The following is a 26357-nucleotide window of genomic DNA, read 5'->3' as shown; positions in this document are numbered from 1 at the left end:
CGGTCCTCCCGGCGGACAAGAAAACTGTCACCCATGCAATCAGTCCATTCTGTTACCTATCTATCCGGTTCGGACACGAGCCACCTCTCCCCCGATCGACGGGGGAGAGGAAAAGGTGCCAAGCTTTTTGCCGTCGACGCTAGTCCAGCAAAGCTCCCTTCCTTTCCCTCCGGAGGGGGGAAAGGTGGCGCTGCGAAGCAGCGACGGATTGGGGGAACCACCTAGCAATTAAGCCTCGCGCCGATCAGTCACGTCAATCACAGAAGATGTGTGCATGCCCAGGCGAAAGCTGGGCGAGGACCCCAAGCTGCATTGACCTGTACCAATAACTTCGCCGGCTAAGCCAGCGGAAAACTCACCACCACGGCGAGGCCGGGCTTACAGTCCTCGAGCGTGATGGTCGCGCCATGCAGGTCGGCGATGGCCCTGACGAGGCTGAGGCCGAGGCCGCTGCCCGGCGTCGAGCGGCTGTGGTCCAGCCGGTAGAGCCGCTGAAACACTTTTTCGCGCTCGTCGGCGGGAATGCCGGGGCCGTTGTCGGCAACGCTTGCAAGGACGCGGTCATCCTGACGCGTCACCGCCAGTTCGATCGCCGTGCCGGGCGGGCAGTGGCGCAGCGCGTTCTCAACCAGATTGGCGACCATCTGCGTCAGCAGTTCACGGTCGCCATGGAGCCGGCCCGCCGGCTCCTCCAGCCGTGGCGGCGACAGCGACTTGCCGTCGTCCTCGGCCACGTCGGTGTAGATCTCGGCGATCGTCTGGAGGATGTCGCCGAGATCGACATCGGTAAAGCGCGCCTTGCGCGCGCCGGCCTCGATCTGCGCGATGCGCAGCAGCGCGTCGAAGGTCTCGTTGATCTGATGACCCTCAGTCCGCGCGTCGGCCAGCTCGTCGGAGACGTTCTGGGCCCGCGCGGCCTTGTCGGCGGCGCTCTCCAGGATCATCTGCAGACGGTTGAGCGGCGTCTTCAAATCATGCGCGATGTCGGCGCTGACCTGCTTCATGCCTTCGACCAGCGCCGAAAGGCGATCGAGCGCGGCATTGACCTGGGTGGAGACGATGTCGATGTCGTCGTCCTTGCCGGTCAGCGGAATGCGGGTGTCGAGCCGGCCATGCGAGACGTCGACCATGGTGGCGGCAATGCCGTCGAGGCGGCGCTGGACGCGCGCGGCGAGGAGCGCGCCGCCGGTGACGGCCAGGCCGGTGATGATCAAGGTCGCCCAGCCAAAGCTCATCAGCATGATCGTTTCCAGCTCCTCCGTCTCGGAGAGGCTGAAGGCGATGGTCAAGCTGTTGGCGCCGACCGGACCGGAATAGGCGCGGTATTCGGTGTCCGGGGGCAGGCCAGGCATCTCGGCGCCGAACATCGAGAACCCGTCGGGAAGCCCAGCCGCGGTGAAGTTGCCGGCAATGCGGTTGCCGGCCGCGTCGGTCAGCGAAAACAGCTGCTCTTTCCTTGCGCTGCGGATCGAATGGCTCTGGACGGTCTCCACCAGCTCCTTGAGATCGTTGTCGGCATAGGTCGCGGCGATGACGGAATAGGTTTCCTTGATGGTGTCGTCGAGCTGCTCGGCAAGGTCGGCGCTCATCATCTGGTAGACGATGGCGCCCGACAGGATGAAGGCCAGCATGAACAGGAAGGCGAATGTCAGGGCAAGCCGGAACGGCGTGCTGCGCAGCAGGCGGGTCCAGGTGGCGGTCATCTGAAGTTCGCGGTCATGTGAAAGTCGCGGTCATAGGCAAGTCGCGTCATGGGGATGTCGCGATCACTGGGAGAGCGGCGCGTGCAGGCTGTAGCCGGTGTTGCGGATGGTGTGGATGAGCTGGGTCTCGAACGGCCTGTCGACCTTGGCCCGCAACCGGCTGATATGGGTCTCGACGACACTTGTCTTGGGATCGAAATGAAAATCCCAGACGCGCTCCAGAAGCATGGTGCGGGTGATCACGCGGCCCTCGCCGCGCATCAGCACCTCGAGCAGGCTGAACTCGCGCGGCTGCAGGTCGATCGGCTGGCCCTGCCTGACGACGCGCCGCATGATCAGGTCCATTTCGAGGTCGCCGACCCTGAGCACCGTTTTCTGCTCCTGCGCGGCCGGGCGCCGGCCGAGCGCGTTGATGCGGGCCAGCAGTTCGGAAAAGGCGAAGGGCTTGACCAGATAGTCGTCGCCGCCGGCCTCGAGCCCCTCGACGCGGTCGTCGATGCCGCCGACGGAGGTGAGGAAGATCGCCGGCGTGCGCCCGCCGGCGGCGCGGACCGCCTTCACCATCGACAGGCCGTCGAGGCCCGGGATCATTCGGTCGGCGACGATCACGTCGTAGCCGCCGGAGGTCGCGGCGAAAAGCCCGTCATGCCCGTTGCGCAAGAGGTCGCAGACATGGCCGGCCTCGGTCAGGCCGCGCACGATATAGTCCGCTGTCCTATGGTCGTCCTCGACGAGAAGTAATCGCATCGCTGTTCCGGTTGACTGCCGATATCGGCGACAGGCTATCACCGGCTCGGGTTCGTTCCTAGGAGCGCGGTGAGGCTGGCCAGGCTTGCGCGCTCACCCGAGTTCATTCCGAGTCCAGCAGCATCTCGTCGAGCTCATCGGCATTCTTCCTGAGCGTCATATAGAGGACAAGGGCGACGATGCAGCCGAGGAAGAGCAGGCTGGTGAAGGTGGTGCCGAAGCCGAGGCCGCCATATTCGACGGGCTGCGACAGCCAATCGCCGAAGGACGCGCCAAGCGGCCGTGTCAGGATGTAGGCGAGCCAGAACGCCAGTATGGCGTCGAGGCTGACGAGATAATACGCGAGCGCGATGAGCGCGATGACGCCGCCGAACAGCAGGCCCGTGGTCAGATAGCCCATGTCGAAGCTCTCGGCGACCAGGTCGCCGGCGGCGGTGCCGAGCGAGAAGGTGAACAGGATCGCCAGCCAATAGAATATCTCGCGCCGGGTGGTGAAGATGGTGTGGATCGAGAGCGTCCGTTCGGCCGCGTACCAGACCGCGAATGTCGCCGCCAGCACCACGGAAAAGGCAATCGTGGTGGTCTGCAGGCGCACGCCGAAAGTGTCGACCAGATTGTCCGTGACCAACGTACCGACGACGCTGATCAGCACCACCGCCAGCCAGTATGCCCAGGGCACGTAGCGCTTCTGCGCGAACTGGACGACAAGGGCGACGGCCAGGACGCCCGTCATGATCAGCGAAGTGACGGTCAGCCCAAGGCCGAGGTTGACGGCGAGGTAGTCGGCCGCCGTCTCGCCCATGGTGACGGCCATCAGCTTGATGAGCCAGAAATCGACGGTGACGTCCGGAACCCTGTTTTGGGCCGGCCCGGCTGGTTTTGGATTGGGAGCGAGCATGGCGGGCGTCCTCGTGGTTCGTGAAACTATTTGCCCATGACCTTCATGGCCTGGGCGAAGAAGTCGTCGGCGCGCTTGTCGTCATCGGCATTGCAGCGCTCGATGCCCTTGGTCTCCAGTTCCGAAACCGTGTTCTTGTCGGCGTCGCTGAGCTTGGCGGTGGCCTCCGCCGCGCGCAGCGCCTTCAACGTCTCCTCGCAAGGCGCGGTTGCCGCGAAGACGGCAGAAACCGGTCCGCAGACCGCAAGGGTGGCCAGTGCGACGGCCAGTGCAAATCTTTTCATGAACCATTCCTATCTCTGTTGTAATCGGAGCCGGCCCCTTAGAGCGGTTCAGCGTTTGGGTAGAACCGCTAACCCGCTCTAACTCTTTGTTTTCACGCAATTTTCGGACGGAAAACCGCTACGCACTTTTCCTGGAATTGCTCTAAATGCCAGACCGGCATTCCAACGATAGGGGCGTGAGTTCTCGCCAGCCTGTCGCGTGCCATACAAATTCGTAAGGAGGGCGGTGACGGGCGCAATAGGCCTTTACGAAAGCCTCGCGATGCGCTGATAGAGGGTGAGCGCCTTGTATCCGCCATCAATGGCGTGCCTCAGTGCCGGGCCTGCACAAGCGCCCAGGAAAAAGGGGCCCAGGAAAAGGGCCAGGAAAAAGCAAATGACCTACGCTTCCCTCAAGCCGGTTTCACGGGCTTTCGACCAGCGCAAGCGGCTGATTTTCGTCCGTGTCGCGGCGGCGCTGGCGGTGCTGCTGCTGTTCCTGACCAAACCGGCGCTCAGCGAAGGGTCGAACGGGCACGAGACGCTCGAACTGGTCGGCTTTTGCCTGGTTCTGATTTGCGTTGCCGGCCGGCTGTGGAGCATCCTCTATGTCGGCGGCAAGAAGAATGAGGAGCTGGTCTCGACGGGGCCGTTCTCGATGAGCCAGAACCCGCTCTACTTCTTCTCGACGGTCGGCGCTGCCGGCATCGGCCTGCTCTACGGCTCTCTGGTCGCGGCCGCTTTGCTTGGCGTCGCCAGCTTCCTGATCTTCCGCGTCACGGCGCGCAAGGAAGCCGAATTTCTGCTGGGCAAGTTCGGCCCGGCCTATAGCAGCTACATCACGGCGACGCCCCGGTTCTGGCCGAACCCGCTGCTCTACCGGGACAATGACGAGCTGCAGTTTTCGACCCGCGCGCTGAGGCGCACCTTCTTCGACGGGCTCTACTTCCTCGCCATCTTTCCGGTCATCGAGCTCGTCGAGTATTTCCGCGAAAGCGGCCTGCTGCCGGCTTTCATCACGCTCTACTGAAGGTCGAGCCGAACCGATAAATTACCCGGCTAATCATTTTCACGCGGCGCTGCGGCCGTCGAGCAGCCGGTAATACTGGCTGAAGGCGAAGACGCCGATCTTGCGCAAGGCGTGCAGGGCGTAACGGTCCGGCGCGGTGACGGGGAAGGGAAGGTCGGCCGGCGCTGTGCCCAAAGCGAGATCGGCGAGCAGCCTGCCTGTCGTGGTGCAGGCGGCGACGCCGCGCCCGTTGCAGCCCAGCGCCGTGAACAGGCCCGGCGCCAGCATGTGGATATGCGGCATCGTGTCCTTGGTGATCGCGACCTTGCCGCTCCAGACGAACTCGACCGGCGCGCCCGCGGCCTGCGGGAAGATGCGGGCAAGAGCGGCCTTGAGGGGTGCTGCATCGTCCATGGTCGGGTTGTCGTCGACGGGCGAGCGTCCGCCCATGACCAGCCGGCCCTCATGGCCGAGCCGGAAATAGAGCAGGAGCCGCCTGGTGTCGGCGACGCCCTGGCCGCCGGGCAGGATCGTTTTCCTCACCGATGGCGCCAGCGGCTGCGTGGCGATCTGGAAACTGGTCACCGGTATGACGGTCTGGCGCAGGCCCGGCCACAGCTTTCCGGTATAGGCGTTGGTGGCGAGCACGACCTGTCGGGCGCGGATCGAGGCCTGGCCGAGATCGAGCCGCCAGTGGTCGCCGTCCCGGCGCAGCCCAAGCGCCGGCGATCGCGCCAGCACGGTCGCGCCCTCCGCGATCGCGGCCGCGGCCAGGCCGCGCGCATAGCTCAGCGGCTGCAGCACGCCGCCGCGCGGGTCGAACCAGCCGCCATGATAGGCATCGGGCGCCGAGCCGGTGAGCGCGGCCATTTCCTTGACGTCGAGCAGGCGGGCCTCGACGCCCCTGGCGCGCCATTGCCGGAAGCGGGGCGTGACGATGTCGGAAAAAGGTCCCGGCCCGTGCGCGCCCTGGATCCAGCCGGTGCGCCGCGCATGACAGTCGATGCGGTATTTTTCGATGATGTCGAAGACCAGATCGCCGCCGGCGCCGAAGGTCTTGCTGATGGCCGCGCCCAGCGCTTGTCCGAATTTGGCTTCCAGCGTGTCGGGGTCGTGTTTCAGCCCGGCGATGATCTGGCCGCCATTGCGTCCGGAGGCGCCCCAGCCCGGCTCGCTGGCTTCCACGACAATCACCCTCCGGCCGGCTCGCGACAGATGCAGGGCCGTGCTGAGACCGGTATAGCCGGCGCCGACGATGGCGACATCGGCCAGGGCATCGCCCTTGGCCTCGGCATAGGCGGGCGCGGGGGTGGCGGTGGCCGCCCAAAGGCTGGCCGGCAAGGCCTGGGGTGCGTCAGCGGACATGGCCGATCTCCGGGAAAGAATGCGATGCGGCGCCCCGGCCGGTCGTCCGCCGGGGCGCCTGGGCTCGAGCCTGGCGGCTCACTGCAGCATCAGCTGGTTCCATTTTTCCTCATAGGCGACGGAATATTTGTTGGCCTCGCCCTCGTTGAGGATCAGCATGTCCTTGATGTTGTCGGGTGCCATGACGAGGATTTTCTTCGTCTCGGCGTCGGCGCCCGATGTCGCACTGGAAAGGACCGGGCCGTAGATCTTCAGGTCGAGCAGCTTCGCCTGCTGGGCTTCGGCAAGCGCGAAGTCGATCGCTTCATGCGCCAGCTCGACATTGGGCGATCCCTTGGGAATGACCCACCAGTTGGCCCAAGCAATGCCGTCCTTGTAGGTGAAGCCGACCGGCGCGCCTTCCGCTTCCGCCGCCAGCACGCGGCCGCTCCAGGCCGATGACAGCGCCAGCTCGCCCGAGGAGAGCAGCTGCGGCGGCTGCGCGCCGCTGCCCCACCAGACGCTGACATGCGGCTTCAGCTCCTTGATCTTTGCCATCGCCATGTCGGCTTTCTCGGTGGTGTAGGGAAACACCTCGTCGTGCTTCAGGCCCGAGGCAAGCAGGGCCGCCTCATAATTGTAGTAGAAGAAGCGGTAGAGGCCGCGCGGTCCGGGAAAGCGCTTCACGTCCCAGAAATCGGCCCAGGATTGCGGACCGGCGTCCGGGAAAGCCGTCTTCGACCAGGCCATGATGGTGGCGCCTGTCGAGGTGGCGATGCCGTTGGGCGCCACCCAGCCTTTTTCGAGCGCGGCGGCGTTGGGCACCTTGGCGACGTCGATGGGTTCGAGGAACCCTTCATCGGCGCCTTGCCAGACCGTGCGGCCGCCGACATCGACGAGGTCCCATTCGACCGCCTTGGCCTGGACCATGGCCTTGATCTTGGCGGTCTCGGTCGGCGAGGTGTTGACGACCTGGATGCCCTTGAGCTGGCCGAACGGATCGATGAAGGCCGCTTTTTCGGCATTGGACAGCGCACCGCCCCAGGAGGTGAAAGTGAAGGGCCGGCCATCGGCCCGCGCCAGCCGCGGAAGACCCGTCGCGCCGGCCAGCAGGCCGCCCGCTGCCGTCAGAAGGAAAGTACGCCTATGCATCAGCTTTCTCCGTTTTGGTGGGTTTGGATGGGGAATGGGGGACGGCGCGGGCGTGGCCCGGTTTCCACGAGACATGAACCCTGGCGCCGGCCCGCAAGGTCCGGTCGGTGATCTTGCGGGCGGCGAGCGTCTCACCGCCGTCCAGCCGCAAGGTGAGCTGGGTCAGTTCGCCGAGATAGATCACCTCGACGATCTCGGCGGCGACGCCGTCGCCGCCGAGGCCAAGCTCGATATGCTCGGGGCGGATCAGCAGCCGTGCCGGTTCGCCTGTCGCCGTGCCAGGGGCGGCGTCGACGGCGATCGTCCTGCGGAAGGCTTCGACGTCGACCGAGGCCTGTCCGCCCGATGTGGAGAGGACGCGCACCGGCAGCAGGTTGGATTCGCCGATGAAGCCGGCGACGAAGGCGTTGAGCGGGCGGTCGTAGAGGTCGTCGACCATTCCCACTTGCTGGATGCGGCCGCCATCCATCACCGCGATGCGGTCGGAGAGCACCAGTGCCTCCTCCTGGTCGTGGGTGACGTAGATGGTGGTGCGGCCAAGCTTCTGGTGCAGCCGGCGCAGTTCGAGCTGAACCGAGCGGCGCAATTGCTTGTCGAGCGCGCCGAGCGGCTCGTCCATCAACAGCACGTCGGGTTCGATGACCAGCGCGCGGGCCAGCGCCACACGCTGCTGCTGGCCGCCCGACAGTTGCTGGACAGGCCGGTCGGCAAAACCGTCGAGCCGCATCAGGGCAAGGATCTCGCCGACGCGCCGCGCTATCTCGGGCTTTGGCAGCCGGCGTACGCTGAGCCCATAGGCGACGTTCTCGCCGACGCTCATATGCGGAAACAGCGCGTAGTTCTGAAACACCATGCCGATGTTGCGGTGGCGCGCCGGCATATGGGTTACGTCGCGCGCGCCGATGCGGATCTCGCCCGCCGTCGGCTCGACATAGCCGGCGGTGAGGTTGAGCAGCGTCGTCTTGCCCGAGCCCGAGGGGCCGAGCAGCGTCAGGAATTCGCCCGCCTTCACGTCGAGGTCGGTCGGCTCCAGCGCCCGGAAGCCGCCATAGGTCTTCGACACGCCGGCGAGGCGCAGCGACTGTCCCGATTGGATAGGGGTCATCGGCTCGGGCTCCCGGTTTTGCGGCTGAAGATTTGCGCGAGCGCGAACAGGACGATGGCGAGCGCGATCATCACCGTGGCGGCGACCGCGATGACGGGCGTGAATTCCAGACGGATCGATTCCCAGATCTTCACCGGCAGTGTCTTGGAGGCGTAGCCGGCCATGAACACGGCGATGATCACCTCGTCGAAGGAGGTGATGAAGGCGAAGATGGCGCCGCCGACGATGCCGGGCGTGATGTTGGGCAAGGTGACGGTGCGGAAGATCCGCCACGGGCCGGCGCCGAGGCCAGCGGCGGCGCGCAGCCAGTTGTCGTCGACGGCACGAAGCGCGATGCCGACATTGATGACGACGAAAGGCAGCGCCAGGATGGCATGGCCAAGGCTCATGCCAAGGATGGTGCCGCTCAGGCCGACATCGAGTGCGCTGCGGTAGAGCGCCACGGCGGTGACGATGACCGGCACGATCATCGGCGCCAGGAACAGGCCGGTGACCAGGGCGCGCCAGCGGCCGTCGATGCGGCGCAGGCCGATCGCCGCCAGCGTGCCGAGCGCCACCGCGATGATCGTGGCCAACGCGGCGACCTCGACGCTGTTGACGAGCGACGTGCGCCACTCCGGATCGGCGAGAAAGCGCTCGTACCAGACGCCGGACCAGGCGCGCGGCGGCAGATAGATGAAGCTCGCCTTGTTGAAGGAGGCCGGCACCACGGCCAGGATCGGCAGCACAAGGAAGGCCAACACCAGGCTGGCGCCGGCATTGGCCGATATGCGCAGGACGAGCGGCAGCCTGTTCATCGCGCGAACAACCCCCTCTCGATCGGCAGCAGCCGGGCGGTCAGCGCCATCAGCACCAGCACGATCGCCAGCAGCACCAGCGAGCCGGCGGCCGCGAGCGACCAGGCAAGGCGGTCGTTGACGAAGCTGGCGATCAGCATCGACAGCGTGATGGCATTCGAGCCGCCAAGCAGGGCAGGCGTGATGAAGAAGCCGAGCGACAGCAGGAAGACGAAGGTCGCGCCACCGGCGAGGCCGGGCAGGCAGAGCGGCAGATAGATGCGCCGGAAGGTGTCGACGAGGCTAGCGCCGAGCCCGTCGCTGGCCAGCAGCAGGCGGCGGTCGATGCGGACCATGGCACCGTAGAGCGGCAGGATCATGTAGGGCAACAGGACATGGATCATGCCGACCAGCACGCCGACATTGTTGAACAGCAGCGCCAGCGGCGCCTCGGTGATGCCCGTTGCCATCAACAGCCGGTTGATCGGCCCGTTGCGCTCCAGAAGCAGCATCCAGGAAAAGGTCCGCACCAGCACCGAAATCCAGAAGGGGAACAGCACGCCATAGAGGGCGAGGCCGAACCAGACGCCTTCGAGGCGCGACAGGACATAGGCGACCGGCCAGGCGAGCAGCACGCAGAGCGCCGTGACCATGAGCGCGACGACGAAGGTGTTCCACATCACCTGGCGATAGACGGCGCTGTCGGCGAGCACGCCGAAGGTCGCGAACGGACCGGCCGGATCGGTGAAGGCGAGCGAGAACAGACGCCCCAGCGGCACCACGAAAAGCAGCGCCAGCACGACCAGTGCCGGGCCGAGCAGGCATGCGGTCTCCAGATGCCGGCGCGCCATCACGACGGCACGCCCCTGCTGTCTTGGCGGGACGAGGGCATCAGGCGACCTCGCTGAAGACGCCAATGCCGCGCTTGCGGATCTGGCCGGCCACGATCACGCGCTGGATTTCCGAAGTGCCTTCCCAGATGCGGTCGACGCGGATGTCGCGGTAGAGCCGCTCGACCGGGTTCTCGCGCATGTAGCCGCGCCCGCCGAGAACCTGCAGCGCCTTGTCGATGACTCGGCCCGCAGCCTCCGAACAGTAGAGTTTCAGCGCGCTGGCATGGGCGTGCACGCGCTTGCGGTCGAGCCCCTGGTCGATCTCCCAGGCGACACGGTAGAGCATCGACTTGGCGGCGAAGATCTCCACCGCCATGTCGGCCAGCATGAACTCGACGCCCTGGAAATCACGGATCGGCCGGTCGAACTGGTGACGGGAGGTGGCGTAGTCGTTGGCGATTTCGGCGGCGCGGGTCGCGGCGCCCACGGCATGCGAGGCGATCTGCAGGCGGGCCTCGACGAACCAGTCCTTGGTCAGTTCCAGCCCCTGGCCGATCTTGCCCAGCATCTTGTCCTCGCCGACCGTGGTGCCCTCGAAGCGAAGCTCGGCATGGTCGAAAGCGAAATTGTGCATGAATTTCGGCGAGCGCAGATGCACCATGTTGTTCACCGGCTTGTCGACCAGGAACAGTGTCGGCTTGTCGGGGTCGTCGTCGACGTGGGCATGGACGATGACGAAGTCAGAGGCGTTGTAGGAGGTGACGAACCATTTTTCGCCGGTCAGGTGCCACTCACCGTTCTTCAGCACGGCGCTTGTTTTCACGCGCCGTGGGTCGGAGCCGGCCTCCGGCTCGGTGATGGCGAAGGCGCCGCGGCGGTGGCCGTGCGAGGAGGGGATCAGATAGTCCTGCTTTTGCGCCTGCGTGCCGAATTTCAGGCTGACCGGCGGGCGCCAGACGCAGCTCCACAGGCCGTTGGTGACGCGGCCGAGCTGTTCCTCGATCGCCGTCTGCTCGACCATGGTCAGGCCCAGCCCGCCATTCTCCCTGGAGTGGTTGATGCCGGCCAGGCCCCAGTCGCGCACCTGCTGGCGCACGGCCTCGCGGCGCTCCATCGGCAGTTCGCCATGTTCGTCGGTGACGGCTTCCAGCGGCAAGAGCACCTGGTCGCAGAAGTCGCGGCCCTTTTTCGAGAGTTGCTTTTCGCGCGGGCTGAGGTCGAAATTCATGGCAATCCCCTAATGCAATTCATCGTGTTTACGACCGGCATGGCGACCAATCAGAAGCGCGTCGACGGCCATGCAGCCACGGTCTGAAACCATGAGCGGATTGACGTCCATCTCGTCGATGAGGTCGCCGAGATCGGCGGCGAGCATCGAGAAGCGCGCCAGCGCGGTGGCAAGCGCCCGCCGGTCGGCCGGTGGCTGGCCGCGCCCGCCATCGAGCAGCGGACTTGTCTTCAGCCGGCCGATCAGCGCTTGCGCCCGTTCGAGGCTGAGCGGCGGCAAGGCGACCGCGCGGTCCCTCAACACCTCGATCCAGACGCCGCCGGAGGCGACGACCAGATAGGGTCCGAACTGTGGGTCGCGGATCAGGCCGAAAGCGATCTCGACACCCTTGGGCGCCATCTCGGCGACAAGCACCTCCGGGCCAAGCCGCGCCGCCATGCCGGCATAGGCATCCATCAGCGCCGTCGCGTCGCCAAGGCCAAGGCGGACACCGCCGACGTCCGATTTGTGCTGGATGCCCGGGACGGCGGTCTTCAGCGCGACAGGAAAGCCGATTTCCCGCGCCGCGGCGAGAACTTCATCTTGTGTGGCGGCGGCGATGACGCGCGGCGTGGCGATGCCGTAGTCGCCGAGCAGCGCCAGCGCTTCGCTTTCGCCAAATGGCCTGGATTCGCCGAGGCGGCGGCGCCAGCGTTCGCGGACATCGCGCGTCACGGCGGGCGCAAATGTGTGGGTCGCGGCGCGCCGGTCGCGGAACGCCAGCAGGTTGCGGATGGCGTGCAGACCTTCCTCGGTGCCGTCGATGACCGGCACGCCGGCCTCCGTCGTGGCCAACGCCAGCGCGCGATGGTTCACCGTGGCGTAGTTGCTGACCACGGCCACCGGCTTGCCGGTCTTGGCGCTGGAGCGGATCACGGCCCGGGTGAAACCCTCGGCGATGTAGGAACCGTCGCGTATGTCCTGGAACAGCACGCAGATGGCGGTATCGGGATCGGCAAGCATGGCGTCCATGCAGGCCTCGACATGGATTTCGAAATCGAGGCCCGAGCCCCAGACGTCGAGCGGGTTTGCCGGTTGCAGGCCGCTGTCGAGATGCAGCCGCAGCCCCTCGCGGGTGTGCTCGGAGATGGCGGCAAACGGGACGCCGGCCTTGGCCGCGAGGTCGGCGACCATTTCGCGTTCGCCGCCGGAATCGTGCAGGCTGGCAAGGCCGCCTTTCGCCGCCGGCCTGCCGGCCGAGAACAAAGTGAGATTGGCGGCGAGCTGGTCCAGCGTGTCGACGCTGAAGACGCCCCATCTGTCGAACAGCGCCTCATAGGCGGCATTGTCGCCGGCGATTGCACCGCTATGGCTGGCGGCGAAGCCGGCGCTCAGCTCGGTGCGGCCGACCTTCAGCGCCACCACCGGAATGCCGAGGCGGTCGGCCTTTTCCAGGCAGCGGGCGAAATCGTCCGGCCGGCGCGCGGTTTCTAGGAACAGGCCGATGACTGTCGTGTCGGGTTGGTCGAGCGCCCAGTCGACATAGTCGGCCGTCGTCGTCGTCAGCTCGCGGCCGCTGGACACGCAGAGCTGGAACTTCAGCCGCTGGTCATTATAGGCGAGCGCCGAGAAGGCCGAACCCGACTGCGTGACCAGGGCCACACCACCGGGCCTCATGGCGAGATTGGCGGCGAAGCCGGAAACGCGCAGGCCGATCCGCGGGTTGCAGAAGCCCATGCCGTTGCCGCCGCAAATGACGATGCCGGCGTCGCGGGCGATGTCGGTCAGGCGGGCGGCGAGCGGGTCGTTGGCGGCTCCGGTCAGGTCGCAGCTGGCAAAGATGGTGACCGCCCTGGCGCCGTGCCGCGCGGCGGCCAGCAGATTGCTTTCGAGATAGTCGTTGGCGACGCCGAGCACGACATGGTCGACCGTCTCAGACAGGCCCGCCAGATCGGGGAAGCAAGGCACGCCTTCCACCTGATCGTATTTCGGATTGATGGCGTAGACCCGGCCCCGATAACCGTCCATCGCCGCCGCCCGCACCATGGTATTGCCCGGCGTGTTGGGGCGCACCGAGGCGCCGACGAAGGCGATCGATGCCGGCCGCAGCAGCGCATCGAGGCGATGCCCCGTCTGTGTCATGCCGCCAAGGGCGGCGATGGTTCCGGCCAAATGTCTGCTCCCACGGCTCGTTCCCGAAGCCTCTTGCCGCCCCCGCTTGTTCAGTCTTCGCGGGGTTCGGATCGGAGCGACTATAAGGCCGGCAAATGATCGCGCACGGTCCGAATAGTCACGAGCCGATGATCTGTAGTCATGGGGTGCAAGCGGGACAGCGACTTAGCCGGCCAGGATTTCCCGCTTCATCACGGCCATTTCGTCGAGCAGCCAATCGCGCACCAGCACGGCCGGCTTGCGCAGGGGACGCCGTGCCGTTGCCACCAGGTAATAGTGATCGCCGGTGCGCAGTTCATGCCTGGCGCCCTTGACCAGTCCCTTCTGCAGCAATTCATGCGCCACGACATGCCACCAGCCGAGCGCCATGCCACGGCCCTTGATCGCCGCCTGGATGACCAGCGTGTAATCGGAGAATGTCAGGCTGCGGCTGCCCGCCGGCTGCGGATAGTCGAACCGCTGGAGATAGCGTTGCCAGGGAATGCGCAGCGAGCCGGAGAGATGGGCAAGCGTGTGCCGGCCGAGATCGCCGCAATCGTCGAGGCTGCCATGCTCGGCCAGGTAGCCGGGGCTGCAGACCGGCAATACCACCTCTTCCATCAGCTCCCAGCTCTGCTGTTCGGCATTGGACGGCTGGTTGTAGCGGATGGCGAGATCGACATCCTCGATCGGCCCGGTCGGTTCGCCGCGCACCAGCTGGAAGCGCAGGTCGATGCCCGGGAAGGAGGCCTGGAAGCGGTCGAAGCGCGGCATGAACCAGTGCATGGCGAAGGCCGACGAGAGCGACAGCGTCACCGTGCCGGCTTCGCCCTGGCGTGCCCTGATGTCGTCGAGCGCGATTTCGATCTGCTGGAAGCCGCTGCCGACGGCACCGTAGAGCAGGCGGCCGTCGTCGGTCAGGTCGATGCCGGTCGGGGCGCGGACGAACAGCTTGACCTCGAGATGGCTTTCGAGCCGGGCGATCATGCGGCTGATCGCCGACTGGGTGACGTTGAACTCGCGCGCCGCACTGGTGAAATTAAGATGACGGGCGGCGGCCTCGAACATGAAGATGGCGTTGGGGGAAGGCAGAAGCTTGCGCAGAGTCATGGCCGCCAGTCCGTTTCGGGTCCGAAACTTTTCGGAAAGAAGGCGCGGAGATAGGCCCGACAGGTGGCGCGTGCGCGGCTCCAGTCCGCCCCGCCGGGCCCGCCGGTCTGGCTATCGATCCACAGCCCGTCGAAGAGCGCGCTGAGCCCACCGGCGATCAAGCGATGGTCGGTGCATGCCGGCTCGGCGGCGGCGAGTGCCGATATAAGCGGTTCCAGCCGCGCCAGATAGGCGCTGTTCAATTCGCTGAACCGGGTCCTGTAGTCGGGATTGCGCGGCGTCTCGGCCCAGAACGCGGTCCACACCGCGATGTGCCTGCCATCTGCGACATCGGAGCCGAGGTCGAGGTCGATCAGCGCTTCGAGCTTGGCGGCCGGGTCATCATGGGCGTCGCTGCGCGCATGCCATGCCGCCCGGTATTCCTCGACAAGGGCATCGAGCGATGCGAGCAGCAGCCGTTCCTTGGTCTCGAAATGGAACGACACCAGGCCGTAGCCGCAGCCAGCCTCGCGCGCCACGTCGGCCAGCGTCATGCCCGGCAGGCCTTTGCGGGCGATGACGGTGATGGCCGCTTCAATCAGGCTCTGCCGTCGCCTGGCGACCTTTTCGGCATCGCGGGCTTTCCTGTCTGGCGTGCTCACCCGTCCGGTCCTCTTTCCTTAGCCCTGAGGTCCCGCAGCTCGGTCTCGCGCGGCCAGGTCATCATTCGGGGGTGCCGCTCCCTGGCTTACCGGTCGCAGCGACGGTGCTCAGAACATGCAACCACGATTGACTGATCAATCAGTCTACGCGAATATCGGGCCGCCGCAACTCGAAAGACGGGCGACGCGGCGCGCCATAAGGACGGGAAAGACGGACCATGCCCAATGCGCGACTGAAGGGCGGAACCGGCATGGCGGTCCTTGCGTCGGACGATCCGGCCGGCTGGGCCGGACTGATGGCGGCGCTGCCGGCTGATATCGCCGAGCGCCTGGCCGGGCTGCAGGCGATTGCCGGCGTCACATGCATCGCGCAATACGGTGCCGAAGGGCACCCGCTGGCGATCGTGGTTGGACAGCGGCGGCCGGCGGCGGCGATGATGCGCATTGCCTTGGCCTGGACCGCCGGTGGCTTCATGGCGGCCGATGGCCAGCGCCTGCTGGAGGCGCTGGAGACGGACGCCCTCGCGCAAAATGTGTTCTGCCTGCGCGCCGACGAGGACACGGCGTCGCGCCTCGGCGGCCAGTGGCAGCGTCGCGACGGTTTCCTGCAACGCTGGATCGGCATCGAGCCGAGCCGCCGGCAGGATCGGATACCGCCCTCCTGGCCGCAGACGGCGGGCTTCACCTGCGGGCCGTCGGCGCTTGCCATGGCCATGGCCGGCCTCGATCCGGCCTTGCTGCCGGACCGGGCGCTGGAAGTCGAACTCTGGCGCGAGGCGACGACCATCATCGGTCCGAGCGGCCCGGGCGGCTGCGACCCCTATGGCCTCGCGCTGGCGGCGCACCGGCGCGGGCTGCGGACGGAAGTGTTCATGAGCAGCGCCGAGCCGATCTTCCTCGACCGTGCCAGCTCGGAGGAACGGCGCGGCCTGATGGCGTTCGTGCAGACGGGATTCAGGCGCGAAGTCGAGGCCGCGTCGCTGCCCAACGCGGCGCGCGCCTTTGCCGTCGAGGAGCTGGCGCAGGCGCTCGATCGCGGGCTGCTGGCGCTGGTGCTGATCGATCAAGCGCCGATGATGGGCTACACCTGCCCGCACTGGGTGCTCGTCCACGGCCGTGGCGACGGGGTGTTTTTCCTCAACGATCCCTGGATCGAGCCGGACCGGGCAGAGCAGGCAATGGATGTCGTCGATCTGCCGATCCTGGAGGCGGAACTCGACCGGATGGCGTGGTACGGCAATCCGGCGTATCGGGCTGCGGTGCTGGTAGGGTCGGGGACTTTCCGGGCTTAGCGGAGACTTCCCATCGTTTCGTTATCCTGGGGCGGAGCAAGGAGCGAAGCGACGCGGCGCAGACCCCAGGATCCATGCCGGGACCTCAAAGCGCTGCCACGGTGCAGAATTTCGCTCCGCTGCAACCTTCGATGGAGGTCACGGAATGGATCCCAGGGTCTCCGCGACGGAGCTTCGCTCCTGCTCCGCCCTAGGATGACGAAGTTTTGAGGCTTCGGCCAAATGTCCATGCTCATCTACGGGAGCGAACGATAGAACTAGCTTCCCAGCGGATAAGGCATGTAGCCGACGAAGCCTGATATCTTCCAGCCCGCGCCGACCTTGCGGCAGAAATACAGCGTCTGCCATTTCAGCCGGTCGACGCTGCCATCGGCCTTGGCGACGCTGCCGTCGAACTTCTTGTGCAGCACGGCGCGGTCGCCGTCGACATCGATGTCGCGCAGATTGGTGACCCGAAACAGCGCCTCGCGCAGCGGCTCGGCGAATTTGGTCGCCGCCGTCTCCTTAGCCTGACGCAGCCACTCGTCGCGATAGATTTCCAGCCTGGGGAATTGCAGCCGCCAGGCATCGGCATTGGCCAGGAAATGCGCATGCATGCCGAAGAAGCTTTCGGCGATGAAATCGTTTTCGACCATGGCCCAGTCCTGGCCGATAAAGGCATCGATGTCGCGCCGCACCAGCATTTCCCAGAGCGCGTGGCGGTCGGCGTCGCCTGAAGGAAACGGGTTCTTGTCGAAGGTCATCGTCGGGTCTCCGGTCTCGCAATGGCGTCTGTCCGTCGTGGCGCGTCGAGCCCGTCCGGTAAGTCCGCACGATGCAAGCGCTTCTGTAATAAAGCAACACGGATTCTAGAGAATGTTGCTTTCCAACAAGGCCTCTATCGTGATCGCCCCGATCGCGGTAAATCTCCTCGCAAAGCGGGCGCCGCCTCGGTGTCCGACCATGTCGTCGGAGGAGGCCGTCCCTTGCCCAAGCAGACTTTTGGAACATCCCATGTGCCGCTGTCGCCCGCCGTGCGGGCCGGCGATTTCGTCTTTGTCTCGGGCCAGGTTCCGGTCGGCGGCGACGGCATCGTGGTCAAGGGTGGCATCACGGAACAGACCGAGCAGGTGCTGGCCAATGTCGAGGCGGCGCTGGCATTGGCCGGATGCACTCTGGACGATGTGGTGAAGACCACCGTCTGGCTGGAAGATGCGCGTGATTTCGGCGCCTTCAATGCGGTGTATGGCCGGCACTTCCCGAAGAACCCGCCGGCGCGCACCACGGTCGAGTCGCGGCTGATGATCGACATCAAGATCGAGGTCGAGGCCGTCGCGTACCGGCCGGTCTGACAGCAGATCATGAAGGCGGAGGCTGCCATGCAATTCGACCTCCTGGTGAAGGGCGGACGGCTGATCGACCCGGCGGCCGGCGTCGATGCGCCGCGCGACGTCGCCATCGCCAATGGCCGGGTCGCCGCGATCGACGCCGACATTCCAGCGACCAGCGCCGCCCAGGTGATCGACGCCACGGGTTGCATCGTCGCGCCCGGTCTCGTCGACCTGCACAGCCACGTCTATTGGGGCGGCACCTCGCTCGGCGTCGATGCCGACAGGCTCGCCGCCAAGAGCGGCACGACCACCTTCATCGACGCCGGCAGCGCGGGCGCCGGCAATTTCCTCGGCTTCCGCCGCCATGTCATGGAGCGCTCGAAAGTGCGCATCCTGGCCTATGTCAACATTTCCTTTGCCGGCATTTTCGGCTTCTCGCAGACGGTATCGGTCGGCGAATGCGGCGATCTCCGGCTTTGCGAGCCGCGCGAGGTGGTGGCTGCGGCGCGCGAGCACGCCGATGTCGTGGTCGGCGTCAAGGTCCGCTCCGGCAAGCATGCCGGCGGCACCAGCGGCATCGCGCCGGTCGATCTGGCGCTGGAAGCCGCCGACAAAGCCGGACTGCCGCTGATGGCGCATATAGACGAGCCGCCGCCCGGCCGCTCGGAAGTGCTGCCGCGCCTGCGCCGGGGCGACATCCTCACCCATTGCTTCCGGCCGTTCCCCAACGCGCCGGTCTTCGCCTCCGGCGCGGTGCGGCCCGACATGCGGCTGGCGCGCGAGCGCGGCGTCATCTTCGATCTCGGCCATGGCATGGGCTCGTTCGATTTCGAAGTCGCGCGCGCGATGCTCACGGAAGGGCTGGCGCCCGACGTCATTTCGAGCGACGTGCATCTCTACTGCGTCGACGGGCCGGCCTTCGACATTCTGGTCTGCATGTCGAAGCTGATGGCGCTGGGCATGCCGCTGGTCGAGGTTCTGCGCGCCGCCACGCAAGCGCCGGCGCGGGCGATCGCGCGGCCCGATCTCGGCACGCTGGCTCTCGGCACCGTCGGCGATGTCGCCGTGTTACGGCAGCGGACGGGCCGGTTCACCTTCGTCGACGCGGTCGGCGCCTCGCTGGTTGCTGATCAGAGGCTGGTCTGCGAAGGCATCGCCATCGGCGGCACATGGTGGCCGAACGAAGCGGCGAATGATTTGAGCGAGACCGAACGTTTCGAGCCACATGCAAACCATACGCATGTCGAGGTGGCGGCCCGGCATTTCGGACACCGGCATGAGTGATTAGCCGATCTCCCCCAAGAGGGGGGAGATCGGCAGCTTCACCGCCGCGAATTACTGACGGCCCCATAAACCGGCGTCGCAATCCCCTCCATCCGCGCCTTGATCTGCAGCGCCACGTATTTCGAATAAAACCGCGACAGGGCCAGATTGCCGCCATGGAACCATAGCGCTTCCTGCGCCGTCGGTTTCCACATGTTGCGCAGTTCGCCTTGCCAGGGGCCGGGGTCGCCCTTGACGCCCGAGCCAAGGCCCCAGCAAGGGCCGACCTTGTCGGCGACCTCGCGCGAGACGAGTGCCGCGACATTCTCGTTCATCGACTGGTAGCCGGTGCAGGCGATGATGGCGTCGGCCTCAAGCTCGGTGCCGTCCTCGAACAGGATGCCTTTGGCCGTCAGCGCCTTGATCGCCACCCCGCCGCGGATGCCGACCTTGCCGTCGATGATGAGGTCGGAAGCGCCGACGTCGATGTAATAGCCGGAGCCGGTGCGGTAGGCCTTCATCAGCAGGCCGGTCTCGTCGTCGCCGAAATCGAGCGCGAAGCCGGAGGCGGCGAGGCGCTCGTAGAAAGCGGCGTCGCGGGCGCGGATGACGTCGTAGAGCGCGCGCTGGCCCTTGGGCACCAGCGCGAAGGGCGTCGAGGCGACGATCATGTCGGCCTTCTCGGTGGTGATGCCGCGCGCCAGCGCATCCTCCGAGAAGATCTCGAAGCCGACCTGCATCAGCGTGTCCGACTTGACCACGGTGGTCGGCGAGCGCTGGATCATGGTGACCTCGGCGCCGCTCTCCCAGAGATCGACGCAGACGTCATGCCCCGAGCTCGCCGCGCCGATGACGGCGACCTTTTTGCCGCGGAATTTCTCGCCGCTCGCATATTGGCTGGAGTGCAGCAGCTCGCCCTTGAAGTCACCGGCTCCGGCTAGGTCGATCTTGCGCGGCGGCCCATAGGCGCCGGTGGCGAAGACGATGTGCCTCGGCTTCAGCGTGATGCGCTGGCCGACGCGGTCGACCACCACGGTCCAGACCTTCTCCGCATCGTCATAGGAAGCGCTGAGGCACCTGGTGGCGACCCAGTAATTCAGCTCCATCACCCGCGTGTACATCTCCAGCCAGTCGCCCATCTTGTCCTTGGGGGTGAAGACGGGCCAATTGTCGGGGAATGGGATGTAGGGCAGATGGTCGTACCAGACCGGGTCGTGCAGCACGAGCGTGCGGTAACGGTTGCGCCAGGAATCGCCCGGCCTGGCATTCTTCTCGATGACGATGGTCGGCACGCCGAGCTGCCTGAGCCGCGCGCCCAGCATGATGCCGCCCTGGCCGCCGCCGATGACCAGGCAATAGGGCTGCTCCGACGCGCCGAGTTCACGCGTCTCGCGCGCCCGCGCCTCCGACCAAGTCTCGCGTTCCGGGTCGGCCATGTGGCGCACGCCGAGCGGCCGCGCCGCGCCCTTGCGCTCCTCGAACCCCTTCAGGTCGGTCATCGCCGTGAACAGTGTCCGGCAGCGCCCATCGCGCAGCCGCATGATGCCCTGGCCGGACGCCACGGCGGTCTCGAAGGTGAACCAGGCCTCGATGGTGCCTTCATCCGAAGTCGCCTCGCCGGAGAGGCGCCAGGCGGTGGGCTTCGTCGCCGCCAGCGTCGCCTTCAGCATGGCGGCGATGGCCTCGCGGCCTTCCATGGTGGTGACGTTCCAGGTGAAGGTCAGCAGGTCGCGCCAGTAGCAGTCGTCGACGAACAGGTTGCTTGCGGCGGACACGTCGCCGGCTTCGAGCGCCTGCGCCAGGGATTGGAGCCATGCGGCCGCCTGTTTGGATGGTGCCATTTCGAGCATTTCTTCTCTCTTGCTGCATGCGCCCAATTGTATCGGGCGGTATTGTTGAACCCGGCGCTGCCCCTCATCCGCCTGCCGGCACCTTCTCCCCGTGAACGGGGAGAAGGGAGCTAGTCTCCGAGCGGCTCCATTTCCTTGCCCGTGCGGTGGATCTGGGCGTTGTATTTGATGCGGCGGACCGTCTCGCGCGCCGAGCCGTCGAGCTTGTAGGCCGAGGCCACGGCCAGAAGGTCGATCATCGCCAGGAAGGCGAAGCGCGAGGCGGTCGGCTTCAGCGTGTCGGGATATTCGGGCACGGCGACCGTCAGCCTGACGTCGCAGGCGCGGGCGAGTTCGGTATCGGGTGCGGTCACGGCGATCGCGTTGGCGCGGTAGTGCTTGGCGAGTTCGACGGCCTCGATCACTTCGCGCGTGCGCCCGGTCGCCGAGATGGCGATGACCAGGTCGCCGGGCTTCAGGGTCGAGGCGGTCATGCGCATCAGATAGGGGTCGCATTGGGCGCTGATCGAGATGCCATAGCGAAACAGCCGGTACTGGGTTTCCTGCGCCAGCGCCGAGGAGCTGCCGCCGAGCCCGAACACGGTGACCTGGCGCGCCCGGGCGATCAGCTCGGCGGCCTTTTCCAGCTCGCCGGGATCGAGCTGCCGCTCGGCCTCCTGCAAGGCACGGCGCGCCTCGCCGAACACGGCGTTCCAGAACGGCATGCCGGTGCCGCTCTCCCTGGCCGGCGACGTGTCCAGATAGAGCGCGCCGACGACCAGGCTCTGCGCCAGCTTCAGCTTGAAGTCGCGCACGCCCTCGCAGCCGATGGCGCGGCAGAAGCGGGTCACCGTCGGCTCGCTGACGCCGGCGCGCTGGGCCAGCGCCGCATTGGAGGCGTCGACTGCGTATTTGACGTCATCGAGCACGACGTCGGCGACGCGGCGTTCGGCCGGGCGCAATTCCGCGTAGGAATCCTTGACCAGCGAGATGATGTCGGGAATGCGCCGGACAGGCTCGCCCCCGGCTCCCTCTTCGTCCGCGATCGGATGGCTGGCAGCTTCGGTCATGAAGGCGGTCTTCCCTAGCCCGTTTTCGACCTGACCTCTTATCATGTTTGCGCGCTGTCGTTCCATGCGTCCGGCCCTGCTGCAACCGTTACGTGCCGCTGGGGCAGTTGTACATGCACCTGCTCAACTATGTAGGAAAGCAACACAGATTTCAAGCTGTAGAAAACAACTTAAAAACAAACAGATACCGTAAGATCGCAGTTTCCGTGGTACGCTTACCACCGCGAGCGCTTGACAGCAAAGTAGGATAGTTACACACTGATTTCTGGCAGTCTGGTGATCTATTGGATCATCACGCAATCTCCGAGGGGCGGATGAACGCGGGCGAGATAACAACGCCGAAGCTTGGCGTGCAGGCAGCGACCAAGATCTACCACACGGCGTCCGGTGACCTGCTGGCGCTGGACCGCTGCAGCCTCGACGTCAGGGCCAATGAGATCGTCTCGATCGTCGGGCCGTCCGGCTGCGGCAAGACCACGCTTCTATGGTCGATGTCGGGCCTGCACGGCCTGACCAGCGGCGAGATCCGGCTCGATGGTATCAAGATCACCGGACCGCATCCCGATATCGGCATCGTCTTCCAGGAAGCCAACCTTCTGCCGTGGCGCAATCTCGACGCCAACATCCGTTTTCCCTTCGAGATCAAGGGCGAGAAACCCGACCGCGCCTGGATCGCGCATCTCCTGAACCGGGTCGGCCTCGACGGCTTCGGCGGCAAGTTTCCGCGCGAGCTTTCGGGCGGCATGCAGCAGCGCGCGGCGATCGTGCGGGCGCTGGCGCTGAAGCCTTCGGTGCTGCTGATGGACGAGCCGTTCGGCGCGCTCGACAGTTTCACCCGCGAGGAGATGAACCGGCTGGTCGAGGAGATCTGGCTCGACACCAAGACCACCATCGTCTTCATCACCCACTCGATCGAGGAAGCGATATTCCTCTCCGACCGCGTGGTGGTGCTGAGCGCCCGGCCGGGCAGGGTCGCCAAGGAATATCGCGTGCCGTTTCCGCGGCCGCGTTCGCTGGAGATCATGGCGACCAAGGAGGTCTTCGACCTCACAAACCGGATCAAAATGGACATTGTCGGCGAGCGCACCAGGCCGAAGGCGCCGGAACGCCCGAGCGCTGAGATCGTGAGGATCAGGCCGTGAGCGACGCCATCCCGGAATTCTCCAAATCGAAATCAGGCGATGGGCAAGACGTCAGCCTGACCAACCTCTCGGCATTCGCCAGCGGCCCCGGCATCAAGTCCGGGAAAGAGGTGGCGGCCATCCTCGCCGTCGCCGTCATCATCATCGGCGGCATCGAACTGGCGCTGCGGCTGTTCCACGTGCCGCTCTACATCATGCCGCCGCCGAGCTCGATCGCCTACGCGCTGTTCGACGAGTTCCCGCTGATCGCGCCGCATCTCGGCTACACGCTGGTCGAGCTGGTGTCCGGCTTCGCCATCGGTGCCGCCGTCGGACTGGTGCTGGCCGCCGTCATCACCCAGTTCCCTTTCGCGGAAAAGATCGTCGCGCCCTACATATTGCTGCTGGTCACCACGCCGATGCTGGCGCTGGTGCCGCTGCTCATCCTGCGCTTCGGCTTCGGTTACACGCCGCGCATCATCGCGGTGGCGCTGGCCGCAGGGCCGATGGTGATGATCAACGCCGCCACCGGCTTTCGCCGCGTCGACAGCGCCAAGATCGCGCTGGCGCGCTCCTACGGCGCCAGCACCTTGCAAATCTTCTGGAAAATCCGCGCGCCCATGGCGCTGCCGATGATCCTAGTCGGGCTGATGATCGGCGCCATCTTCGGCCTGCTGACCGCGGTCGGCGCCGAGATGGTCGGCGGCGGCTTCGGCCTCGGCAACCGGCTGACCACCTATTCGTCGATGATCCAGATGCCGCAATTCTTCGCCGTGGTGCTGATCCTGTCGATGCTCGGCATCCTGATCTACGTGCTGTTCTTCCTGATCGGCAAGAAATGGGCGAGCTGGGAGGCATAGCCAAAGAGGAAAAAAGCGCCCGGGAGGCGGGCGGCAGACCGACATCAAACAAAAAGGGGAATGCCATGACCAAAGACAATTTCATCCACCAGGCCGAAATGAGCCGCCGTACCTTCCTGCAGGTCACCGGCGCCGGCCTGGTGACGGCGACCGCGCTCGGCGCGTCGGGCCTCAAGGCCAAAGCCGAGGCCTATGGGAAATTCACCTGGATCTCGCCGCGCGGCACGCTCGAAGTGCTCGACGACTATCCCTATTGGGCGGCCAAGAAAGCCGGCTATTTCGACGGGCTCGACACCGACATGCAGCCGGGACCGTCCGACGGCACGGCAACGGTGAAATTCGTCGATGTCGGCCAGGCCGATATGGGCTTTCCCTCGCCCGGCGTGTTCTCCTTCGCCATCCAGAACGGCATGAAGCTCAAATCCGTGTTCCACATGGGCGCGCGCGATACGTTCTCCATCGCCTTTCGCAAGGGCGAAGGCTCGAACGACCTCAAGAAGCTCGAAGGCAAGACCATCCTGCTCGGCTCCGCCGCCTGGCAGTCGATCACCGACCCGCTGCTTGCCGCGCAAGGCGTCGACATCAAGAAGGTCAAATATGTCGAGGCCGGCTGGCCGACCTGGGGCACCGCGCTGGCCGGCGGCCAGGGCGACGCGGCTTTGTCGTGGGAAGGCCTGCGCGCCGAATGGATCGCCAAGGGTCTCGACTTCGAATACTGGCTCGGCGTGAAGAACTCAAAGCTGCCGGCCAACACCTTTGTCGTGCGTGCAGCCGATCTCGAGGATCCCGACAAGAAGGCGTTCCTGGAAAAATACCTGCGCGGTTGGGCGATGGGGCTGGAATTCGGCTACCAGAACCCGCGCGCGGCGGTCGAAGCGGTGTTCGAGCAGTTCCCGACGCTGGCCAAGAACCTCGGACCGGAGCTCGGGACCACCTCGATCCTGCAGCAGATCAACGTCTTCCGTGGCGATATGGACAAGCGCGGCGGCTGGGGCTCGCACGACATGGCGAGCTGGCAGGGCTTCTTCGACGAGATCCATAAGATCGGCCAGATCACCAGCCCGGTGAAGGCCGAGGATGTCTGCACCAACGACCTGATTCCGGCCGCCAACGACTTCGACAAGGCCAAGGTCAAGGCGGATGCCGACGGCGTCAAACTGTCGGAAGGCTTCGCCGCGCTCGATGTCGAGAAGATCAAGGCGCATCTGTTCGATTCGGCGGTGAAGTAGGGGACGCAATTGCCAAGGTCGGCGCTGCCCCTCATCCGCCTGCCGGCACCTTCTCCCCGTATAGTGACGGGGAGAAGGGAAGCGCTCCAACGCTGGCGATTGGCGAAAATCGGTGATGACAGCGTCTTTCTCCCCGTCACTATACGGGGAGAAATGCCCGGCAGGGCAATGAGGGGCTGCGCAAACCTAAGATGATTGCCCGGGCAAGCGATCAACCCGTGCGGCAACTGAGCCGTCGCACATGGTTTTAATGAATAAGGAACGGGAGGCTGAGATGGCCGACAAGGTAAAAGTGCTGGTGGTGGGGTTGGGCAATATGGGTGCGTCGCATGCCAGCGCCTATCATCGCTCGGAGGGTTTTCAGATCGTCGGGATCATGAGCCGCTCGATCAAGAGCAACACGAAAATCCCGGCCGAACTTGCCGGCTATCCGCTCTACGAGGATTTCGACCTGGCGCTGAAGGAAACCATGCCCGATGCCGTCTCGATCAACAGCTGGCCGAACACCCATGCCGAATACGCGCTGAAGGCGATCGCGGCCAATTGCCATGTGTTCATGGAAAAGCCGCTCGCCACCAACATCGAGGATGCCGAGAAGGTCGTGGCGGCGGCGCGGGCGAAAAACCGCAAGCTGGTGCTCGGCTATATCCTGCGCGTCCATCCCTCCTGGATCAAATTCATCGAGGTCGGCAAGACGCTCGGCAAGCCGCTGGTGATGCGCCTCAACCTCAACCAGCAGAGCAGCGGCAGCGCCTGGCACTGGCACAAGAACCTGATCGATTCGCTGATCCCGATCGTCGATTGCGGCGTCCACTATGTCGACGTCATGTGCCAGCTGACCGGCGCCAAGCCGGTGCGCGTGCACGGCATCGGCGCGAAACTCTGGGCAGAGGCCGACAAGCAGAATTACGGCCATCTGCACGTCACCTTCGATGACGGTTCGGTCGGCTGGTACGAGGCCGGCTGGGGTCCGATGATGAGCGAGACGGCCTATTTCGTGAAGGACGTCGTCGGTCCGAAGGGCGCGGTGTCGATCGTCGCCGGGCAGCAGGCAAGCAGTGCGGGTGAGTTGGCCGAAGTGTCGAACTCCGCCGACATCGACCGCCACACAAAGACCGATGCGCTGAAGATCCACTATGCCGCCGTCGACGGCGACAAGAACTTCAAAAAAACCGACGAGATCGTCAGCATGGAGGACGAGCCCGGCCATCAGGAATTGTGCGACCGCGAGCAGGCCTTCTTCCTGCGCGCCATCCGCGAGGACCTCGATCTGACCGAGCAGATGGATGCCGCGGTCAACAGCCTGCGCATCGTGCTCGCGGCCGAACAGAGCATCGAGCTGGGCCGGACGGTCGAGCTGGCCTGACGTTGCGCCAGCCCCCTCATCCGGCCGCTTCGCGGCCACCTTCTCCCCGAGGGGAGAAGAGGGAGGCGCCAGCGCCGG

The 26357-nt window shown here is 65.6% G+C and carries 24 protein-coding genes and 1 pseudogene; 8 read left to right on the top strand and 17 right to left on the bottom strand.

Annotated elements, in window-relative coordinates; genetic code table 11:
• Positions 1 to 338: 338 nt before the first annotated feature.
• The 4 genes from LB569_RS29055 to LB569_RS29040 form a co-directional block, all read right to left on the bottom strand.
• A complete protein-coding gene (locus LB569_RS29055) occupies positions 339 to 1703 on the bottom strand; it encodes an ATP-binding protein (RefSeq protein ID WP_224695022.1) in 1365 nt (454 codons plus the stop codon).
• Between the two features lie 63 nt (positions 1704 to 1766).
• Positions 1767 to 2450 (bottom strand): winged helix-turn-helix domain-containing protein, encoded by a 684-nt coding sequence (locus LB569_RS29050; RefSeq protein ID WP_224558897.1) that lies wholly within the window; start codon positions 2448 to 2450, stop codon positions 1767 to 1769.
• Between the two features lie 103 nt (positions 2451 to 2553).
• Positions 2554 to 3348 carry a hypothetical protein gene (locus LB569_RS29045; protein ID WP_224695021.1) on the bottom strand — a complete coding sequence of 265 codons (795 nt, stop codon included), beginning with the start codon at positions 3346 to 3348 and terminating at the stop codon, positions 2554 to 2556.
• 26 nt (positions 3349 to 3374) lie between these two features.
• The gene (locus LB569_RS29040; protein WP_224695020.1) at positions 3375 to 3632 is read right to left on the bottom strand and encodes a hypothetical protein; all 258 of its coding nucleotides are present in this window, start codon (positions 3630 to 3632) and stop codon (positions 3375 to 3377) included.
• 376 nt (positions 3633 to 4008) lie between these two features.
• Here LB569_RS29040 and LB569_RS29035 point away from each other — a divergent pair, with 376 nt between their 5' ends.
• The gene (locus LB569_RS29035) at positions 4009 to 4641 is read left to right on the top strand and encodes a methyltransferase family protein (RefSeq protein WP_224695019.1); all 633 of its coding nucleotides are present in this window, start codon (positions 4009 to 4011) and stop codon (positions 4639 to 4641) included.
• Positions 4642 to 4680: 39 nt separating this feature from the next.
• Here the strand turns inward: LB569_RS29035 and LB569_RS29030 are convergent, their stop codons facing one another.
• From LB569_RS29030 to LB569_RS28990, 10 genes and pseudogenes are all read right to left on the bottom strand, one after another.
• The gene (locus tag LB569_RS29030) at positions 4681 to 5985 is read right to left on the bottom strand and encodes an NAD(P)/FAD-dependent oxidoreductase (RefSeq protein ID WP_224695018.1); all 1305 of its coding nucleotides are present in this window, start codon (positions 5983 to 5985) and stop codon (positions 4681 to 4683) included.
• Between the two features lie 78 nt (positions 5986 to 6063).
• Positions 6064 to 7116, bottom strand: coding sequence for an ABC transporter substrate-binding protein (locus LB569_RS29025; RefSeq protein ID WP_224695017.1), 1053 nt, complete (start codon positions 7114 to 7116; stop codon positions 6064 to 6066).
• Positions 7109 to 7555, bottom strand: a complete 447-nt coding sequence (locus tag LB569_RS32050) for a TOBE domain-containing protein (RefSeq protein ID WP_411970261.1) — start codon at positions 7553 to 7555, stop codon at positions 7109 to 7111. The genes LB569_RS29025 and LB569_RS32050 overlap by 8 nt, the downstream gene beginning before the upstream one ends.
• A gap of 225 nt (positions 7556 to 7780) precedes the next feature.
• Positions 7781 to 8104 (bottom strand): annotated as a pseudogene (locus LB569_RS32045) (ABC transporter ATP-binding protein); the annotation flags it as partial.
• 113 nt (positions 8105 to 8217) lie between these two features.
• Complete coding sequence (locus tag LB569_RS29015; protein ID WP_224695015.1) at positions 8218 to 9018, bottom strand: ABC transporter permease; 801 nt, start codon at positions 9016 to 9018, stop codon at positions 8218 to 8220.
• A complete protein-coding gene (locus tag LB569_RS29010) occupies positions 9015 to 9848 on the bottom strand; it encodes an ABC transporter permease (protein WP_224695014.1) in 834 nt (277 codons plus the stop codon). Before LB569_RS29010 ends, LB569_RS29015 begins: the two co-directional genes overlap by 4 nt.
• A 40-nt stretch (positions 9849 to 9888) precedes the next feature.
• Positions 9889 to 11058 (bottom strand): acyl-CoA dehydrogenase family protein, encoded by a 1170-nt coding sequence (locus LB569_RS29005; protein ID WP_224695013.1) that lies wholly within the window; start codon positions 11056 to 11058, stop codon positions 9889 to 9891.
• 9 nt (positions 11059 to 11067) lie between these two features.
• Positions 11068 to 13209 (bottom strand): acetate--CoA ligase family protein, encoded by a 2142-nt coding sequence (locus LB569_RS29000; protein WP_224695012.1) that lies wholly within the window; start codon positions 13207 to 13209, stop codon positions 11068 to 11070.
• Positions 13210 to 13374: 165 nt separating this feature from the next.
• A complete protein-coding gene (locus tag LB569_RS28995) occupies positions 13375 to 14298 on the bottom strand; it encodes a LysR substrate-binding domain-containing protein (RefSeq protein WP_224695011.1) in 924 nt (307 codons plus the stop codon).
• Complete coding sequence (locus tag LB569_RS28990) at positions 14295 to 14939, bottom strand: TetR family transcriptional regulator C-terminal domain-containing protein (protein WP_224695010.1); 645 nt, start codon at positions 14937 to 14939, stop codon at positions 14295 to 14297. Before LB569_RS28990 ends, LB569_RS28995 begins: the two co-directional genes overlap by 4 nt.
• 218 nt (positions 14940 to 15157) lie before the next feature.
• Here LB569_RS28990 and LB569_RS28985 point away from each other — a divergent pair, with 218 nt between their 5' ends.
• Positions 15158 to 16231, top strand: a complete 1074-nt coding sequence (locus LB569_RS28985) for a peptidase C39 family protein (protein ID WP_224695009.1) — start codon at positions 15158 to 15160, stop codon at positions 16229 to 16231.
• Positions 16232 to 16488: 257 nt separating this feature from the next.
• On the opposite strand, the gene LB569_RS28980 is transcribed toward LB569_RS28985, so the two are convergent.
• Complete coding sequence (locus tag LB569_RS28980; protein ID WP_224695008.1) at positions 16489 to 16974, bottom strand: hypothetical protein; 486 nt, start codon at positions 16972 to 16974, stop codon at positions 16489 to 16491.
• Between the two features lie 222 nt (positions 16975 to 17196).
• Here LB569_RS28980 and LB569_RS28975 point away from each other — a divergent pair, with 222 nt between their 5' ends.
• A complete protein-coding gene (locus LB569_RS28975) occupies positions 17197 to 17562 on the top strand; it encodes a RidA family protein (protein WP_140703987.1) in 366 nt (121 codons plus the stop codon).
• 27 nt (positions 17563 to 17589) lie between these two features.
• Positions 17590 to 18825: an amidohydrolase/deacetylase family metallohydrolase gene (locus tag LB569_RS28970; protein WP_224695007.1), complete on the top strand. Its 1236-nt coding sequence runs from the start codon at positions 17590 to 17592 to the stop codon at positions 18823 to 18825.
• A gap of 38 nt (positions 18826 to 18863) precedes the next feature.
• Here the strand turns inward: LB569_RS28970 and LB569_RS28965 are convergent, their stop codons facing one another.
• Together LB569_RS28965 and LB569_RS28960 are read right to left on the bottom strand one after the other, a co-directional pair.
• Entirely contained in the window at positions 18864 to 20654 is a 1791-nt protein-coding gene (locus LB569_RS28965; RefSeq protein WP_224695006.1) for an NAD(P)/FAD-dependent oxidoreductase, read from the bottom strand.
• 110 nt (positions 20655 to 20764) lie between these two features.
• On the bottom strand, positions 20765 to 21703 hold the full coding sequence (locus tag LB569_RS28960) for a MurR/RpiR family transcriptional regulator (RefSeq protein ID WP_140703695.1): 939 nt from the start codon (positions 21701 to 21703) through the stop codon (positions 20765 to 20767).
• 314 nt (positions 21704 to 22017) lie between these two features.
• On the opposite strand from LB569_RS28960, the gene LB569_RS28955 reads away from it, so the two are divergent.
• From LB569_RS28955 to LB569_RS28940, 4 genes are all read left to right on the top strand, one after another.
• Positions 22018 to 22845 (top strand): ABC transporter ATP-binding protein, encoded by an 828-nt coding sequence (locus LB569_RS28955; protein ID WP_224536923.1) that lies wholly within the window; start codon positions 22018 to 22020, stop codon positions 22843 to 22845.
• A complete protein-coding gene (locus LB569_RS28950; RefSeq protein WP_140618204.1) occupies positions 22842 to 23684 on the top strand; it encodes an ABC transporter permease in 843 nt (280 codons plus the stop codon). Before LB569_RS28955 ends, LB569_RS28950 begins: the two co-directional genes overlap by 4 nt.
• A gap of 65 nt (positions 23685 to 23749) precedes the next feature.
• On the top strand, positions 23750 to 24913 hold the full coding sequence (locus LB569_RS28945; protein WP_224695005.1) for an ABC transporter substrate-binding protein: 1164 nt from the start codon (positions 23750 to 23752) through the stop codon (positions 24911 to 24913).
• Between the two features lie 274 nt (positions 24914 to 25187).
• Positions 25188 to 26279 (top strand): Gfo/Idh/MocA family protein, encoded by a 1092-nt coding sequence (locus tag LB569_RS28940; protein ID WP_224695004.1) that lies wholly within the window; start codon positions 25188 to 25190, stop codon positions 26277 to 26279.
• Positions 26280 to 26357 lie beyond the last annotated feature (78 nt).

The sequence above is a fragment of the Mesorhizobium sp. BH1-1-4 genome, assembly GCF_020165665.1.
Taxonomy (GTDB): Bacteria; Pseudomonadota; Alphaproteobacteria; order Rhizobiales; family Rhizobiaceae; genus Mesorhizobium.
The sequence above is the reverse complement of the archived record's forward strand: the minus strand, read 5'-3'. Positions and strand labels throughout refer to the sequence as shown.